The organism is Streptantibioticus silvisoli, assembly GCF_027947535.2.
In the GTDB taxonomy this organism is placed as follows: domain Bacteria; phylum Actinomycetota; class Actinomycetes; order Streptomycetales; family Streptomycetaceae; genus Streptantibioticus_C; species Streptantibioticus_C silvisoli.
Genome location: NZ_JAAGKO020000071.1, coordinates 1 through 15,436, shown reverse-complemented (window position 1 = coordinate 15,436; position 15,436 = coordinate 1). Strand labels below are relative to the sequence as shown.

The 15,436-nt window shown below is 73.0% G+C and carries 10 protein-coding genes; 4 read left to right on the top strand and 6 right to left on the bottom strand.

Translation table 11 applies throughout. From position 1 onward, the window contains the following. Positions 1-424: 424 nt before the first annotated feature. Entirely contained in the window at positions 425-1,492 is a 1,068-nt protein-coding gene (locus tag POF43_RS30860; protein WP_271313244.1) for a glycoside hydrolase family 19 protein, read from the top strand. A gap of 183 nt (positions 1,493-1,675) precedes the next feature. On the opposite strand, the gene POF43_RS30855 is transcribed toward POF43_RS30860, so the two are convergent. After that, entirely contained in the window at positions 1,676-2,515 is an 840-nt protein-coding gene (locus POF43_RS30855) for an alpha/beta hydrolase (protein ID WP_271322564.1), read from the bottom strand. Positions 2,516-2,762: 247 nt separating this feature from the next. On the opposite strand from POF43_RS30855, the gene POF43_RS35045 reads away from it, so the two are divergent. Further along, on the top strand, positions 2,763-3,983 hold the full coding sequence (locus tag POF43_RS35045; protein WP_271322565.1) for a PucR family transcriptional regulator: 1,221 nt from the start codon (positions 2,763-2,765) through the stop codon (positions 3,981-3,983). A 205-nt stretch (positions 3,984-4,188) separates the two neighbouring features. Here POF43_RS35045 and POF43_RS30845 read toward each other — a convergent pair whose 3' ends face one another. The 3 genes from POF43_RS30845 to POF43_RS30835 form a co-directional block, all read right to left on the bottom strand. Further along, positions 4,189-6,039 carry an ATP-binding SpoIIE family protein phosphatase gene (locus POF43_RS30845; RefSeq protein WP_271322566.1) on the bottom strand — a complete coding sequence of 617 codons (1,851 nt, stop codon included), beginning with the start codon at positions 6,037-6,039 and terminating at the stop codon, positions 4,189-4,191. A gap of 1,560 nt (positions 6,040-7,599) precedes the next feature. Continuing rightward, positions 7,600-8,451 carry an SAM-dependent methyltransferase gene (locus POF43_RS30840; protein ID WP_271322567.1) on the bottom strand — a complete coding sequence of 284 codons (852 nt, stop codon included), beginning with the start codon at positions 8,449-8,451 and terminating at the stop codon, positions 7,600-7,602. A gap of 289 nt (positions 8,452-8,740) precedes the next feature. Then, a complete protein-coding gene (locus POF43_RS30835) occupies positions 8,741-9,520 on the bottom strand; it encodes an SDR family NAD(P)-dependent oxidoreductase (RefSeq protein ID WP_271313239.1) in 780 nt (259 codons plus the stop codon). 382 nt (positions 9,521-9,902) lie between these two features. On the opposite strand from POF43_RS30835, the gene POF43_RS30830 reads away from it, so the two are divergent. Beyond that, positions 9,903-10,733, top strand: a complete 831-nt coding sequence (locus tag POF43_RS30830; RefSeq protein ID WP_271313238.1) for a helix-turn-helix transcriptional regulator — start codon at positions 9,903-9,905, stop codon at positions 10,731-10,733. 163 nt (positions 10,734-10,896) lie between these two features. Here POF43_RS30830 and POF43_RS30825 read toward each other — a convergent pair whose 3' ends face one another. Continuing rightward, entirely contained in the window at positions 10,897-12,393 is a 1,497-nt protein-coding gene (locus POF43_RS30825; RefSeq protein ID WP_271322568.1) for an FAD-dependent oxidoreductase, read from the bottom strand. A 364-nt stretch (positions 12,394-12,757) separates the two neighbouring features. Beyond that, a complete protein-coding gene (locus POF43_RS30820; protein WP_372516166.1) occupies positions 12,758-13,678 on the bottom strand; it encodes an AurF N-oxygenase family protein in 921 nt (306 codons plus the stop codon). A gap of 341 nt (positions 13,679-14,019) precedes the next feature. Here POF43_RS30820 and POF43_RS30815 point away from each other — a divergent pair, with 341 nt between their 5' ends. After that, complete coding sequence (locus POF43_RS30815; protein ID WP_271313236.1) at positions 14,020-14,718, top strand: TetR/AcrR family transcriptional regulator; 699 nt, start codon at positions 14,020-14,022, stop codon at positions 14,716-14,718. Positions 14,719-15,436: the final 718 nt, after the last annotated feature.

The following is a 15,436-nucleotide window of genomic DNA, read 5'->3' as shown; positions in this document are numbered from 1 at the left end:
CGTACCGATCCGACCATGCCGTGTTCTCCCGGGGGTTGCCGCGCCGGGCAGCCCCCGGGAGGCGAGGCGTGCCGGAGCCCCGATCAAGCCGTTCTCCGGCCGGGGCACGACCCTTTCCGGGACCGGGCCGACTCGCATCGATCATCGGACAGCCGATCAGCTGACCAGCACCGCGGAGGGTGACCCCGCCGTGTCGGTCCGCTTCCACCAGGGAGCTGGAGTGCAGGCTTCAGGGGGTGGACGCCGGACCGGCCGGCGCGGCGCGGCACCGTTGCGCTCGGGCCGCGGCGCGTAGACCGGACGCCGGAAGAGGCACTTCGCCCTTGGCTTGGTCCAGACCTTGACGTGTACGCGCAAATCAGGTGTCGTTCGTGCAATCCCCCATGGCGACCCCGGCGACGGGGCGCGCGAAGGAGTGAGTCGATTGAGACAACGCATCGCAGCGCTGCTCATGGCGCTGCTGTCGGCGCTGGCACTCGGCATTCTGCTGCCCGCGGTATCGGCGTCCGCGGCGACCCCGGCCGTGGCCTGTGACGCCGGCTGGAGTTCGACGGCCGTCTACACCGGCGGACAGGCCGCCTCCTACAACGGGCACAACTGGTCGGCCCAGTGGTGGACCCAGGGCGAGACGCCCGGCGTCGCGGCCGTCTGGACCGACCAGGGCGCCTGCTCCGGGTCCACCCCCGTCGGCGGCGGCAGCTGCTCCTACCCGACCTGGGTCGCCGGGCAGTCCTATGTCACCGGTGACATCGTCACGTACGCCCCCAACGGGGGCCTCTACCAGGCCACGCACGACAACCCGGGCTACGACCCGACCATCAGCACCTGGTACTGGTCGCCCTACACCTGCACCGGCGGAGGCGGCAACCCCCCGCCCACGGGCGGATTCGTGGTGAGCGAGGCCCAGTTCGACCAGATGTTCCCGAACCGCAACTCCTTCTACACCTACGCCGGCCTGACCGCCGCGCTGAGCGCCTACCCGGGCTTCGCGACCACCGGCAGCGACACGGTGCAGCGCCAGGAGGCCGCAGCGTTCCTGGCCAACGTCGACCACGAGACGAGCGGGCTGGTCTACGTCACCGAGGTCGACAAGTCGGGGAACTACTGCGCGAGCGAGTCCTACGGCTGCCCGGCCGGCACCTACTCGTACTACGGGCGCGGCCCGCTCCAGATCAGCTGGAACTTCAACTACAAGGCGGCGGGGGACGCGTTGGGCATCGACCTGCTGGACAACCCCTCCCTGGCCGAGCAGGACCCGGCGGTCTCCTGGAAGACGGCCCTGTGGTACTGGGACACCCAGAACGGTCCCGGCACCATGACCGCGCACAACGCCATGGTCAACGGCGCCGGCTTCGGTGAGACCATCCGCAGCATCAACGGCAGCATCGAGTGCAACGGCGGCAACACCGCCGAGATGCAGGACCGCGTCAACGACTACGAGAACTTCGCGCAGATCCTCGGCGTGAGCCCGGGCTCCAACCTCACCTGCTGAACGAGGACTCCGGCGCACCACCCTTCACCAGTCGCGGCCGCCCCGGCACCTGCCGGGGCGGCCGTCGGCCGTCGGCCGTCCGGACGGGAGTCGGCCCCGGCATCGCGAAGTCCTTTGCGCGCCGGGGCCGTTCGGCCCGCGCGGCGAGGGCGAACCGCCGCCGGCGGGCGTCAACTCCCGTGGTCAGGCGTGCTGTTTGGCGAAGCCCAGCGCCTCGTGCGCGACGTCGCGCCAGCCGGAGTCGAAGACCAGGGAGTGGCCGCGGCCGGGGATCTCCAGCAACTCGGTGATCCCCGGGTTGCGTTGCTGCTTGCGGAAGGATGCCTCGGCGATGGCCCGGGGAGCGATGTGGTCCCGCTCCCCCGTGACGAGGAGCATCGGGCCGCGGCGGGGGTTGGCGGTGTCGACCTTCGCCTCGGTGCGGGAGTTGACGTTCGCCGTGGCGGCCTGGAACAGCGGAACACCCGAACCCGCCACCGGGTAGGTGTCGTACAGGTGCCGGGCCTCGCTGTCGCTGACGGCGTTGGCGAAGGCGTAGCGGAACTGCTCGTAGGTGAGGGTGACGGACCGCCGGTAGTTGGCGGGGTTGCCGAGGACCGGCAGAGCGGACCTCAGCGCCGAGAACGGCAGCGGCAGTACGCCCCGGAACGGCGCGGAGTCGATCGGCACCGACACTGCGGCCAGCCCGCGGCCGGCGAGTTGCTGGGTGATCAGACCGCCGAAGGAGTGGCCGATGACGACGGGCCGCCGGCCGAGTTCCGCGATGACCTCGGCGACATGGTCGGTGACCTGCCTCACCCGCTTGCCCGCGAAGACCTCCGGGTGTGCGCGGGCCTCCGCGACCGTCTCCGGATCGTCGGGCCACGCGGGGGCCAGGGTGGTGTAGCCGTTCTCCTCGAAGAGCGCGCGCCAGGGCTGCCAGCTCGAAGCCAGCATCCACAACCCGTGCACGAAGACCACCGGCCGCAGACCTGAGGCGTTCGCCCTGTCGATCTCCTGCCTTTCACGAGCACTCGGACTCATCGCTGCGCCACCGTTCGAAGGATGCGGAGGGGGAACGCGATCGCCCCCGGCCGACGTGCCTGCTCCTGCGCGTCGTCCGGGGTGCGGATCGCCATCGGTCCGGTGATCCTCCCGTCCGCACGTCCCGGAAGTCGATGTCCGGACGAACACGGATTCCCCTTGCCGATTATCGCCGGGAACAATCCGCCCCTGCCGCGACCTCGCAACACCAGCAGATCCCTGCCGCGGTACCGCATACCATTGGTCCGTGCGACAACCACCGCAGGAAGACAGTCTCGATGCCCAGGTCGAACGGCTCGGTGCCCGGATGCTGGAGCGGGCCGAGCGGATCGCCGACACGCTGGTCACCCGGATCCGGGCGGCCGTGCCCGTCTACCGCACCGAAGCCGCCGTCAGCGCTGAGGAGTTGCGCAGGACCTGCCTCGACAACGTCACCTACGTCTTCGGTCCCCTGGGCCGCACGCCGGCGCTGTCGTCGCCCGAGTCGCGGGAGAACGGGCGGCGGCGAGCGCACGCCGGAGTGCCGTTGACGGCGGTGATGGAGGCGTACCGGGTCTCCGCCCGCTTCCTGTGGGACTGCCTGGCGGAGGAAGCCGCACGAGGTGGCGTTCCGGCGGAGGTCACGGTCCGCGCCGCGTCGGAGATGTGGCTGGTGCTCGACACCTACACCCAGCAGATGGCGGAGGGCTACCGCGAGGAACTCACCGCGCAGGCCCTGGGCCGCGAACAGCGACGCTCGGCCCTGGTAACGGCGTTGCTGGAAGGCAGGCCGGAAGGCACCGACGGTTGGGACGCCGCCGCGGTCCTGCGGATTCCGCCGCGCGGGCCCTACGTCGCCGTCGCGGCCCGGGTTCCCGGGCCCGGGCGTCACGCGGTCCGCGGCGCCGCGGAAGCCCTCAGGGCCATCGGCGCCGGTTCGGCGTGGCACCTGCTGCACGACATCGAGGTCGGAATCGTCCAGCTCCCCGACCCCGCCCGGAACCTCGAACGCCTCGCCGCCATCACCGCGTCCAGCACCGCCGGCCGTGCCGGGATCAGTCCGCCGTACGACGACCTGCTGAACACCGCCGCCGCGCTGCGGCTCGCCAGGATCGCGCTCCTGGGATCCTTCGAGGGCGGCAGGGTCACCGTCTTCGACCGCGACCCGCTGGCCGTCGCCGCCGCGAGCGCCCCGGAGATCACCGGCCGCGTCGCCCACGCCGTGCTGGCCGGGCTCGACCGGCTTCCCCCGGTTCAACGCGCCCTGCTCCTGGAGACCTTCGGCGTCTGGCTCGACAGCGGGGGCTCGGCCGACCGCGCCGCCAACGCCCTGTTCTGCCACCCCAACACCGTGCGCCATCGCCTGCGCCGCCTGGAGGAGCACACCGGACGCTCCCTCGGCGCACCCCGCGCGGTCGCCGAACTCGCCCTGGCCTTCGAGATCGACCGCCGCGTCACCCCGGAACGTCCCTCGGCGCAACAGGGATGACGGCCAGCGGGTTTTCGGGCCGTCCGGCGAACGAGGCGCTCGCTTCGGCGGGCCGGGCCAAGGCCTGCGTCACGGACCGGCGGGTCCTCGGGCCGGCCGGTGAACGAAGCACCACGGCAAGGGAGTTGAGCCAGGCAGACGGGGAGTCGCCCGATCCTCGGACCGGGACGGCGGGTTGCCGGGCCGGACCGTGCCGAAGAACGGCTCAGGGCGTGGTCCGGCCGCCGTCGTCACCCAGGTGCTGGCCGGTGGCACTCTTCTCCGACAGGGTGAACCACGTGGTCTTGCCCTCCGACTCGGGGCGGACGCCGCACTGGTCGGACAGCGCGTCCATCAGCATCAGACCGCGCCCGGAGATGGCGAGTTCGCCGGGGGCCCGGAAGTGCGGCAGGTCGTCGCCGCCGTCCGTCACGTCGATCTGGAGGACCCGGTTGCCGGCCCGCCGGGAGATGCGGGCGTCGAGTATCGCGGGCTGGTCGGTGTGGATCAGGACGTTGCCTATGAGTTCCGTCGCGAGCAGCACCGCCGAGTCGACCTGGTCGGGGGTCTCCCAGTCGTGCAGCATCCCGCGCAGCTCGGCGCGGGCGGCGGCCACCCCGCGTGCCTGGTCCTGGCCTATGGTGAGGACCAGTTGCCGTTCCGGCAGCACGCGCTGCTCACCGGCTCCGTCGCGGCGCAGGATCAGCAGCGCGATGTCGTCACCGCCGCGCGGCCGCCGGTCCGCCGGCCAGTGGAACGTCGACGTGTCGCCGGCCGCCCGGATCAGTCCGTCGGCCAGGGCCTCCAGATCGTTGGCCGGCCCCGGCGCCAGCGCGTCGCGGATACGGTCCCAGCCGCTGTCGAGGTCGTACCCGCCGGCCTCGATCAGGCCGTCGGTGCACAGCAGCATCAGCTCGCCGGGGCGCAGTTCGGTCTCCGCCACCGGATAGTCGTTCTCACCGGGCAGCAGTCCGAGCGGCAGGCCGCCGGGGATGTGGCGGATCAGGCAGGTGCCGTCGGGCATGCGCAGGAACGGATGCGGGTGGCCGGCCCGGGCGATCTGGAGGTGGCCGGTGGCCGGGTCGGCCTCGATGTACAGGCAGGTGGCGAACCGCTCGGTGTCCAGGGACGCCAGGAAGCGGTCGGCGCGGGTGAGCACCGCGTCGGGCCGGTGCCCCTCGACGGCGTAGGCGTGGATGGCGGTGCGCAGCCGCGCCATCAGGATCGACGCCTGGCTGTCGTGGCCCTCGACGTCCCCGATGACCAGGGCCAGCCGCCCGTGCGGCAGCCGGATCACGTCGAACCAGTCGCCGCCGACCAGCGCGCCTCCGCCGGTCGGCACGTACCGGGTGGCGGTGCTCAGGCCGAGCGGCACGGTCCCGGCGCCGCCCATGCTGCGCCGCAGGCCGCCGGAGAGCGCGAGCTCCGCCTCACTGCCCTGCCCGCGCTCCAGCGCGCCGGCCATGCCGCGCGCGAGGGAGTCGAACAGGCCGCGCACCCGCTCGTCGAACACCTGCGGCGCGGAGAAGACCGCCAGCCAGACGGCCGAGACGCTGCCGCCGGTGATCAGCGGAACGTACGCCCAGGATCTGCGCGACAGCCGGGAGGCCAGCGGCCAGGTGGCCGGGAACCGGTCCCGGTACTCCTGGCGGCTGGAGATGTACACGGGCTCACCGGTGCGCACCGCCTGCGCCGCCGGGTAGTCCGTCTCCAGCGGCATGCGGAACTCGGTCTCGGACCCGATGGGGTATCCGCGCTGGCTCAGCAGCGTCAGCATGTCATCGGTCAGGCCGAAGACCACGCCGCCGGTCAGGGCGAACCCCGGCGCGGCCAGCGCGGCCACCGCCTCCAGGGCACCGGCCGCCGAGCTGGCCCGCTCCAGTTCGCGGCCGACGTCCAGCACGACGGAGGGCCTGACCGGGAACGCTTCACCGGTCGCCCCCGCCGCTGTGGCGTCCTCAGGGAATTCGTCCACGCCTTTCCCGTCGCTCCCGGATGTGGTGACGCTCGCGGCCTCGATCTGCCGGAGCACCGCCTCGAGGTCGTCGCCCCACGGCTGGTCCGCGTCGCTCGTCATGCCGTGGCGATCCTTCCCCCGAACTCCGCCCGCAGTGGCTCGGCGGAGGGGCCGACCGGACGCGCGCGGCTCGAACGGGTACGGACCCGCGCGCGCAGGCAGCAACGTCGGCCGTTCGCGCCGCGCCTGCCTGACGGAGCCTACCGGGCGCGTCACGGAGCGCGCCGGGGGTCGATGGTCGGCAGGCTCGATCCCAGTGTGACAACAGGGTCCGACCGGCGCATGTCGGGACGCATCCGCCGCCCCCGCGCGACCCGCTCCCCGGGCCGTGCCCCGCCGGGCCGCCGTGCCGGGCGGAACCGGGCCGCGTCCCCGCCTCGCCCCGGGCGCCGTCGGTGACGGTCCCCTCCCCGCGCGGGGCGCCACGCCTCGGCCGCGGGTACACCGGGTGGCCGGCCGGCCGACGGGTCGGCCGGGACCGGGCGGGAGCGGCTTCGACCGGCCGGCCCGGCCCGGCGATCGGCGGCGGGCCGTCGCCGGTACGCGACCGCGTGGCCGGAAAGCGCCGGATCGTTCTCACCGCGACCGGCCGCGGGAGCCGGACGCCGACGCACCGGCGCGGCGGCAGACCGGTTGACCAGGGCAACGATGGACCTGACGGCCGCGCCGGCGGGCTTCTCGGGCCGGGCCGCCGCGGCCGTGCCCGACGCGGTGGAGGCGGCGGCGACGGAGACGAGGAACGCCGCGCTGAAGATCGGAACGACGCCTCGCGCGCGCCCGGCTCAGCCGCCGGTCCGCGGCCGCGGACCCGACGGTCGGTCAGGGGCAGCGGCCGGCCACGGTCCCCGCAGCCGTCGGGAAGGCACGAACCCGACCGCCGCCCGCGGAACGCCCATCCCGTCGTCGCCCTCGCTCCGGCCGAGCCGGAGCCTGCCTCGCACCCGGTCGATCGGTCGATCGGTCGACGGGTACCAGCGGTATGACCGTACGACGAGCGCCTCGCGTCCGTGGCCGATCTCAGCGCGCTGCATTCCACCAGTGAAGTTCGCGGCGCGACGTACGGCGATACTCTCCTGCCTCCTTGCGCCGCCGATCAGGCCTGCGGCAAGCGGGCCATTTCGGCTGGTCGGGGCTGCGGCGAGGGGCGTGCTGGCGGTCGCCGGCCGGGACGGGGTCGCCGGCGGCAGCGTTGTCCGGGGGCGCTCGCTGTCCTGGGCAACGTCCTCACCCTCGTGGGCCCTGCCGACGCGGCTCGCCGAGCGCGCTGCGGTCGCGCGGCCGGGCACGACGACGGTGTCGACCGCGTCGCGGACAACCCTCTTCGGAGCCGTCACCGCGTGACGCATGCCGGTGACCCGCTGTCCGACGGCCCGTCCTCCGATCATCCGCCGGCCGGTGGCGCCGGAGCGCCGACAGCACGCGGCCGGACGTGCGGCGAGGGGGTGACCGGTCCCGGTGCGGGTTCGGCCACCCCCTCGGGCGGTGCTGCGGTCGACGGCCGGGCGGTGGGCGTAGCGGGTGCCGTCGCTCCGAGCGGCCGGAGCAGCCACCACGGACGATGTCGCCGCCGCGGCGATCGCAGCGTTACGGGTGCCGCGGCCCGGCCGGCGTTCCCCGGTGCTACGGCTTGATGCCGACGCCCGCCCACAGGCTGACGAGCGCGTCGCTGGGCTCGGCGTCGGGGCTGCGGCGGATGTGGCCGAGTTGCGGTCGCCAGCGGTGGCCGACGGAGATACCGGGTTCGGCGAGGTCGAGGCCGTCGAAGAACTTGGTGACCTCCTCCTTCGACCGGAACTGCACCGGCGTGCCGCTCGCGTTGTAGATGTCGGTGACCTTCTGCCAGGTCTCCGGGTCGAAGTCGGGCGTGCAGTGGCTGAGGGCCAGCACGGAGCCGGACGGCAGCGCGCCCATCAGATGGTCGACGATCCCGTACGGGTCCATCGCGTCGGTCACGAAGTGCATGAGCGCGTTCAGCGACAGGGCGACCGGCTTGGTCAGGTCCAGCGTGTCGGTCAGCTCCGGGTCGGACAGGATGGTGTCGGGCTCGGTCACGTTCGCCTGGACGTAGGTGGTCCGGCCCTCGGGGGTGCTGTCCAGCAGGGCGCGGGCGTGCGCGAGGACGATCGGGTCGTGGTCGGCGTAGACGATCCTGGCGTCCGGCACGATCGACTGCGCGACCTCGTGCAGGTTCGGCGAGGTCGGTATGCCGGTGCCGATGTCGAGCCACTGGCGGATGCCGTACTCCTCGGCGATGACCCGGGTCGCGCGGTGCATGAAGTCACGGTTCTCGCGGGCGCAGGTGTAGATGCCCGGATAGACCTCGGCGACCTGGGCCGCCGCCTCGCGGTCGACGGCGTAGTTGGTCTTCCCGCTCAGGTAGACGTCGTACATCCGCGCGCTGTGGGGCCGATTCTGCTGGAGATCGAGCGGCTTCTGCGCGGCCCCGGCGTCGTCTAACGGCTTGTTGGTCACTTCGGTCTCCTGTCGGGTCCGCCCGCGCGTGTCGGCGCTGCGCGGCAAGCGTAGTACCCCCCGTTCTCCCCGCAGGCCCGCGCGCAGGCCGAACGCCCCCTGGCGCAGGGCCTGTCCGGGTCGTCACCGGTAGCGCGACGACGGGGGCGGCGTCGACGCCAGGGGGGAGTTACGCACCTCGGGTGCCGCACGGTCGTCCTGGGGCATGCGCGGGATGCCGGGACCGTGAACCGGGGACAGGAGGGGGCCGGTCGCGGTCAGGACGGGTCTCGCCCGCTGGCGCTACGGGTCAGCCGGTCCGGTAGCGGGTGGCGAGGTCGACGCTCTGGGCTCCGAAGGCCGCCAGGTCGGCGTGGAAGACGGCGTCGAGAAGGCTCGCGTCCTCGACACCGGGGGCGCAGACGACTTCGCCGAGTTCCAGGCCGCGCAGGGCCGCGGTGACGACGTCGTCCGCGCTCATCCGCGGCACGGCGCTCAGGTCGAGGCCCTGGCGTTCGTGGAACTCGGTGGCCACCACACCCGGGCACACCACCTCGACCTGGACCCCGGTGCCCTCGAGTTCGGCGCTGAGGGTCTGGGACATGGCGACCAGGTGGGCGAGGGTGCCGGCGTAGACGGCCCGGCGGGGCAGCTGGGACTGGGGGGCGGGGCCGCTGAAGGCGATCATGCCGGCCACGTTGACGATCGCGCCCCGGCCGCGGTCCCGCATCCCCGCGACGGCGGCACGGGTGATGAGCGTGGGGGCGAGGACCTTGACCTTGACCAGTTCGCGGGCCTTGTCGGCGGGCAGGTCGGCGAGGGGCATGTAGTGGGCCACGCCCGCGTTGTTCACCAGCAGGGTCAGCGGCTCGGTCGCGCAGACCTGCGCGACGGTGTCGATGCCCTCGTCGGTGGACAGGTCGGCCACGAGGGGGCGGACCTCGGTCCCGGGACGGGCGGCGGCGAACTCCTCCAGCCGTTCCCGGCGCCGCCCGACGATCACCAGGTCGTAACCGTCGGCCGCCAGCCGTTCGGCGAACGCCCTGCCGATTCCGGAGGTGGCGCCGGTGACGAGTGCGAGCTTGCTCATGCGTGCTGTTCCTTTCCGCTGCCGACCGTGGCGGCCGGGAGGTGCGGCTCTCGTGCGGTCATCAGGTTGTTCCATCGCGGCGTAGGCACCGGCGCGGCGCGGGCGCGGGCGCCAACGGCGTCGGATCGGCCACCGGTGACCTCGCCGATCCCGCCGGCCTCGTAGCCCCGACGGTCCGGTGATCCTGGTGGCCCTTGTGTTCCTTGCCGTGCCTGCGGTTCGGGTCACCCGGGCCGGACACCGGAGCTGCTGATGCAGATGCCGCTGCCGTTGCCGTCATGCCTCCACGATGCGGATAAAAAGCGTGAACAGCGAGTGGACCCGTCTTCCTGGGACCACTAGTACCAGGAACATGCACTGGCACGTTTGTCACACTGTCCGCATGGCGACAACGGAACTCGGCCGGGCACTGCGGCAGCGGCGCGACCAGGTCGCGCCCGAGACGGCGGGCCTGCCCACCGGGGGTCACCGGCGTGCGGCAGGGCTGCGCCGCGAGGAACTGGCCCAGTTGGCCGGGATCTCCGTCGACTACATCACCCGCCTCGAACAGGGCCGGGCCGCCCACCCCTCGGCGCAGGTCGTCGAGGCCCTGGCCCGCGCCCTGCGGCTCTCCGCGGACGCGCGCTCCCACCTCTTCGCGCTGGCCGGGCTCGCGCCGCCCGGCCCCGAAGTGATCTCCGCGCACGTCACACCGAGCGTCCAGCGGATGCTGGACCGCCTCGCCAACACCCCCGTCGCGGTCTTCGACGCCGCCTGGACCCAGCTGCTCGCCAATCCCCTCTATACGGCCCTGATGGGCGAATGGCACGGCAAGGACCTCAACGCCGTGTGGCGCAACTTCCTGGGCGCCGGCTCGCGCGTACGCCACACCACCGAATCCTGGGCGGCACTACGCGCCGCGCAGGTGGCCGACCTGCGCCGCACAGCCGGCCGCTATCCGGCGGACCAGCGACTGCGGCGTCTCGTCTGCGAACTGCGCACCGAAAGCTCCCTCTTCGGCGAACTCTGGGAATCCGCCGAGGCCGATCAGCACGAAAGCGCGCGCAAGACCGTCGACCACCCCCAGGTCGGCGCCGTGACCCTGGACTGCGACGTGCTCACCGTCACCGGCAACGACCTGCGCATCATGGTCTACACGGCCGAACCCGGCACCCAGGACGCCGAACGCCTCGCGCTGCTCTCCGTCATAGGGACACAGTCCCTCACCGGATAGGCCGCAGTGGGCGCCGTTCGCGGTCAGGAGGCCGGCCGCACGTTGGGGACTGCGGAGCCGTGACACCGTGAACGGGACGCCGGCACTCGTGGCCGCCCGGGAGCAGGCTCTCCCGGGGTCCGCCCGCCCACAGGGCCCGTCATACCGCTGCGCGCCCCCGCCGTCAGCGGATCGCGGGCCCCGCCGGTGCGTCGCGGCCGACGTTGCGTATCAGGCGGGCGAAGTCGCGGGCGGTCGCCGGCGGGGTGGGCAGCCGGCCGGCCGCCGCGTCGTCGAGGAGGGCATCCACCGTCTCCTGGGCGCACAGGCGGTTGGCGCCGATGCCGCCGGAGGGGCCGCGTTTGATCCAGCCCACGACGTACGTCCCCGGCAGCTGTGCGACCCGGCCGCGTTCGTGGGGAACGGTCGCGGTCGCGCTGTCGAACGGCAGGTCCGGCAACGGGGTGCCGCGGTAGCCGATCGCGCCGATCAGGAGCTGGGCGTCGACCGGCCCTGTGGTCGTTCGCAGGGCGGACATCCGGCCGTTGCCGAGCACCTCGACGGGCGAGGAGAAGAAGTTCAGCACGATGCGGCGGCCCGGCGGCGGGGGCGCCGCGAGGTCGACCGCCTCGATCGGCACGTCGCTCAGCAGCGCCGCGTGGTCGTCCGGCGCGGCCGACGAGATCGCCGCCCGCGTCCCGGGAGTATCGGCGACGACCAGCCGCACGCCGGGAAGGTGCTTGAGGGCGTGCAGTTCCGGCCAGGTGTACGCGGCGTCCTGGGGGCCGCGGCGGCCGAGTACGACGACCTCGCGCACCGCGCCGGAGCGCAGCGCGGCGAGCGCGTGGCCCGCGATGCCGGTGCCGGCCAGGCGGTCCGGCCCGCCCGCCAGCACGCGCACGGTGTCCAGCGCCACGTTCCCGTTGCCGACGACCACCGCGCGCCGGACGTCGGACAGGTCGACCAGGCCGCCGGGGACCTCGGGGTGGTCGTTGTACCAGGCGACGAAGCGCGTGGCGGACAGGCTGCCGGGCAGGTCCTCCCCCGGAATGCCCAGCGGGCGCGCGGCGGCCGCCCCGACCGCGTAGACCACCGCGTGGTGGTGCCGGGCCAGGTCCGCGTGGCTGAGGTCGACGCCGACCTCGACGCCGAGGTGGACGCGGACCCGCGGATGCCGCAGGAGCGCGGCGAACGACTCACCGATGCGCTTGGTCGAGGTGTGGTCCGGTGCGACCCCGAACCGCACCAGTCCGCCCGGCACCGGCAGCCGGTCGATCATCGTGACCTCGGCGTCGGTCGCGTGCAGCAGGGCCTGCACCGCATAGCAGGCGGCCGGCCCGGTGCCGACCACGGCGACCCGCGGCGCGGGCGTCCCCGCCGGCAGGGAGCGCGGAATCAGCGGTGCGCTCCAGACGGGGTCGGCGGTACGCCCGGCGTAGTAACGGGCGCCGCGCTCGGCGTAGACCGCGTCGGCGCCGGACAGCACGTCGACCGGCGAGACGGCGTCAACCGGGCAGGCGTCGGCGCAGGCACCGCAGTCGATGCAGGTGCGCGGGTCGATGTAAAGCACCTCGGTGGTGCCGAAGTCCGGTTCACCCGGGGCGGGGTGGATGCAGTTGACGGGGCAGACCGCGATGCACGAGGCGTCGGTGCAGCAGGTCTGGGTGATCGCGTAGGCCATGGTCCGGTTTCCGTTGGGGTGATCGCCGGGGCGGCGGGACGTGTGGCGTTCGCCTCGGCGGCCGGTGGTCGGGCGGGCGCGCGGGCGGCGGAGAGGTGGAGAGGTGGCGGACGGTGGGGTTAGGGACTGCGGCCGATGGCGGGACGGACCGCGTGGCCGAGACGCTTGGCGCACGGCCGGCGGAGAGGTGGTGGCCGGTGGCGTGACGGACCGCGCGGCCTCGACGGTTGGCGGACGGGCCGCGGAGGTCGGCCGGCACTGGCGACGCCGGGAACGCGGTGCCGACCGGAACGCGCTGCCCCGGCCGGCGGGGTCGCACCCGACACGACCTCCGGTCGAACGGGGCGCGTTCGCTGACGTTCCGTCAGAGCATGTGCACGCGCTGGTAGATGGCGCTGGCCGGGCGGGTCAGCAGGCCCTGGGTACCGAGGAAGTCCATGAGGGGTGCGGAGCCGGACCGCATCATGGTGTGGTGGTGACGGTTCGACCTGGCCGCGGCGAGTGCCCGCTCCTTGTCGAGGCCGGCCTCCGCGTAGACCTCCTCGTTCACCAGGCTGGTGATGATGAAGTACGCGACGACGGCGATGCCGAGGGCGGACGTGTGCTTGCGCAGCGGGCCGGCCCGGCGCACCCGCTGGCGGATCTCCGCGCGGGCGAAGCGCATGTGCCGGGACTCCTCGACGACGTGGATGCGGCTGGTGGTGCGGACCAGGTCCAGGACACCGTCCGTGCGCATCGCGTCCCGCTGCATGATGTCCAGCACCTCTTCGGCCACCAGGATGCCGCCGTAGGCGACCTCGGCGGTGCCCGCCGTCTTGAGGATGCGGGCGAGTTCGACGACCAGGCGCTTGGGGAAGTAGGCCGGCACACCCATCTTCTCGCAGGCGCGGGCGAACATGATCGAGTGCCGGCACTCGTCGGCGATCTCGGTCAGCGCGAACTGGAACTCGGCGGTCGCGTAGTCGCGCACGTACTGGTCGCGCAGCACCAGCTGCTGAAGGATCATCTCGAACCAGATCCCGGTACTCATGATCGAGCACACCTCGTGCCGGGTGAGGGTGACCCTCTGCCGCTCGGTCATCTCGTCCCACAGCCGGGTGCCGTACAGGGTGCTCCACTCGGGGGCGAGCCCGTGGCCGTCCTCGGGCAGCGGCGCGTCCCAGTCGACCTCGGTCGCCGGGTCGTAGGAGAGCTGGGACGCGGAATCCAGCAGACGGCGTGAGACGTCCTCCGTCACGGTGCGCCCGGGCGCGCCGGACACGTTCGCGGCGTCCTGCGCCCTCACCCGTGCCCCGGCCTGCGATGGGACGCCGACCTGCGATGGGGCGCCGCCGGGGCCCTCGGGCTCGATGTGCGTGCTGCGGTTCACGGTCGACACCTTTCTGTCGAAGCCGGGGATTGCTGTCCGAGCTGGAGATCGCCGGCCGGACCGGGGTTCCCGCCCGGAGGCTTCCGTCCGGAGCTTCCGCTTGGGGGCTTCCGTCCGGAGGCTTCCGTCCGAGCCGGAGATCTCTTATGGGTACACCATGTACCCATAATCAGCGAGGCTAGTGCACGCGGCCGCCCACGGGTAGCCCCCGCCACCGCCGGGACCCCGGCGGCCACCGCACGGATAAACTCGGAGCCATGCCCCCGAGACAGACTCCGCAGCAGGTGGACGGACGTAAGACACGCTGGGAGGGGCAGCACGAGCGGCGCCGTGCGGAGTTCGTGGACGCCGCCATCGCCGCCATCGCGGCCCACGGCTCCGAGGTGTCCACCCAGCAGATCGCCGACCGGGCCGGGGTGGCCCGCACCCGCCTGTACAAGCACTTCGCCGACGCGGGCGATCTCCAGCGCGCCGTCGCGGCGCGGGCGGGCGAACTGGTCACGGCGGCACTGCAACCGGTGTGGCGGCCGACGGGCACGCCGATGGAGATGATCACCAACGCGGTCGACGCCTACGTGAGCTGGCTGCGCGCCAACAGCGCTCTCTACCTCTACCTCAGTCGGCACACCGGCACGCTCGACGCCGTCGCCGACGTCAAGACCGCGATCGGCAGGCACCTGGCCAGGATCTTCGCCGGCCACCTGACCGCCCTGGACGCGGACCCGTCCTCGGCCGAGCCCCTCGGCTTCGGGATCGTGGGCCTCGTCGACGCGGCCAGCGTGCGCTGGGTCGAGGACCCCGGCGGCCTCACCCACGAGGACCTGACCCGGCACCTCGCGCGGTGGATCTGGTGCGTACTGGACGACACCCTGCGGTCGGCCGGCCTCAGCCTCGACCCGCACCAGCCGCTCGACCTCGTCGATCCGGCCGCGAGCCCCCAGCCAGAGCAAGCCTGAGGGCCCCGGGGCCGCCCCGGCCCCCGCCGATCCGACACCTCCGCCCGATCCGGCCGCTCCACCGCTATCCGCCGTCCGCGTTGCGGCGGGGCGGGAGGCGGCCACGACCGGCCGCGCACTCAAGATCACCGAGGCCCACCGCGTCCGTACGGCTGCGCCCGGCCGGGCCAAGCGAACGGCTTCCGCCAGCGGGCCGCCCCCTTTTAACCCCGCTTCACCCCGCACCAGGCCCCGGGCGGTCAGCGGTGGCCGGCGAGCACGAACACCGGAGCCGGCACCGGAACCCGTACCGGACCCCGCACCGGAACCCGCACCCGCTCCGGCGCCGGCCCCCGTCCGCCTTGGGGTGGAACCCGTGAAATGTCGGCACCCATCGCGTTCACGCCCTCACGTTCGGCAAGGGAGCACCCCCTCCCGTGTGACGCCCCCGACAGGACCCACGTCACACACGAAGCCACGTAGTACCCACCCGGCAGACGTGAAGGACATGTAAAGGCGTAACGAGCACATAAACACGCCACCGCAATAAGCACGAGCCGCCCCTCAACTACCACGGGTCGTACATCACACAATTGCCTGCCGTTTTCCCGGTCGCTAAGAATGGGCGAGCCGCAGAGAACTGTGCTGCAACACAGCGAAACGCCAAATGGCCTCTGCGACCCGACTGGACAGGACACGAGACTTCATGCCCATTCCCGCCACCTTCACCCGCGCCACC

Excerpts from the sequence above, each read along its gene's own strand:
- POF43_RS30855 (WP_271322564.1), bottom strand. The coding sequence starts at position 2,515 with ATGAGTCCGAGTGCTCGTGAAAGGCAGGAGATCGACAGGGCGAACGCC.
- POF43_RS30845 (WP_271322566.1), bottom strand. The coding sequence starts at position 6,039 with ATGACGAGCGACGCGGACCAGCCGTGGGGCGACGACCTCGAGGCGGTG.
- POF43_RS30835 (WP_271313239.1), bottom strand. The coding sequence starts at position 9,520 with ATGAGCAAGCTCGCACTCGTCACCGGCGCCACCTCCGGAATCGGCAGG.
- POF43_RS30830 (WP_271313238.1), top strand. The coding sequence starts at position 9,903 with ATGGCGACAACGGAACTCGGCCGGGCACTGCGGCAGCGGCGCGACCAG.
- POF43_RS30825 (WP_271322568.1), bottom strand. The coding sequence starts at position 12,393 with ATGGCCTACGCGATCACCCAGACCTGCTGCACCGACGCCTCGTGCATC.
- POF43_RS30815 (WP_271313236.1), top strand. The coding sequence starts at position 14,020 with ATGCCCCCGAGACAGACTCCGCAGCAGGTGGACGGACGTAAGACACGC.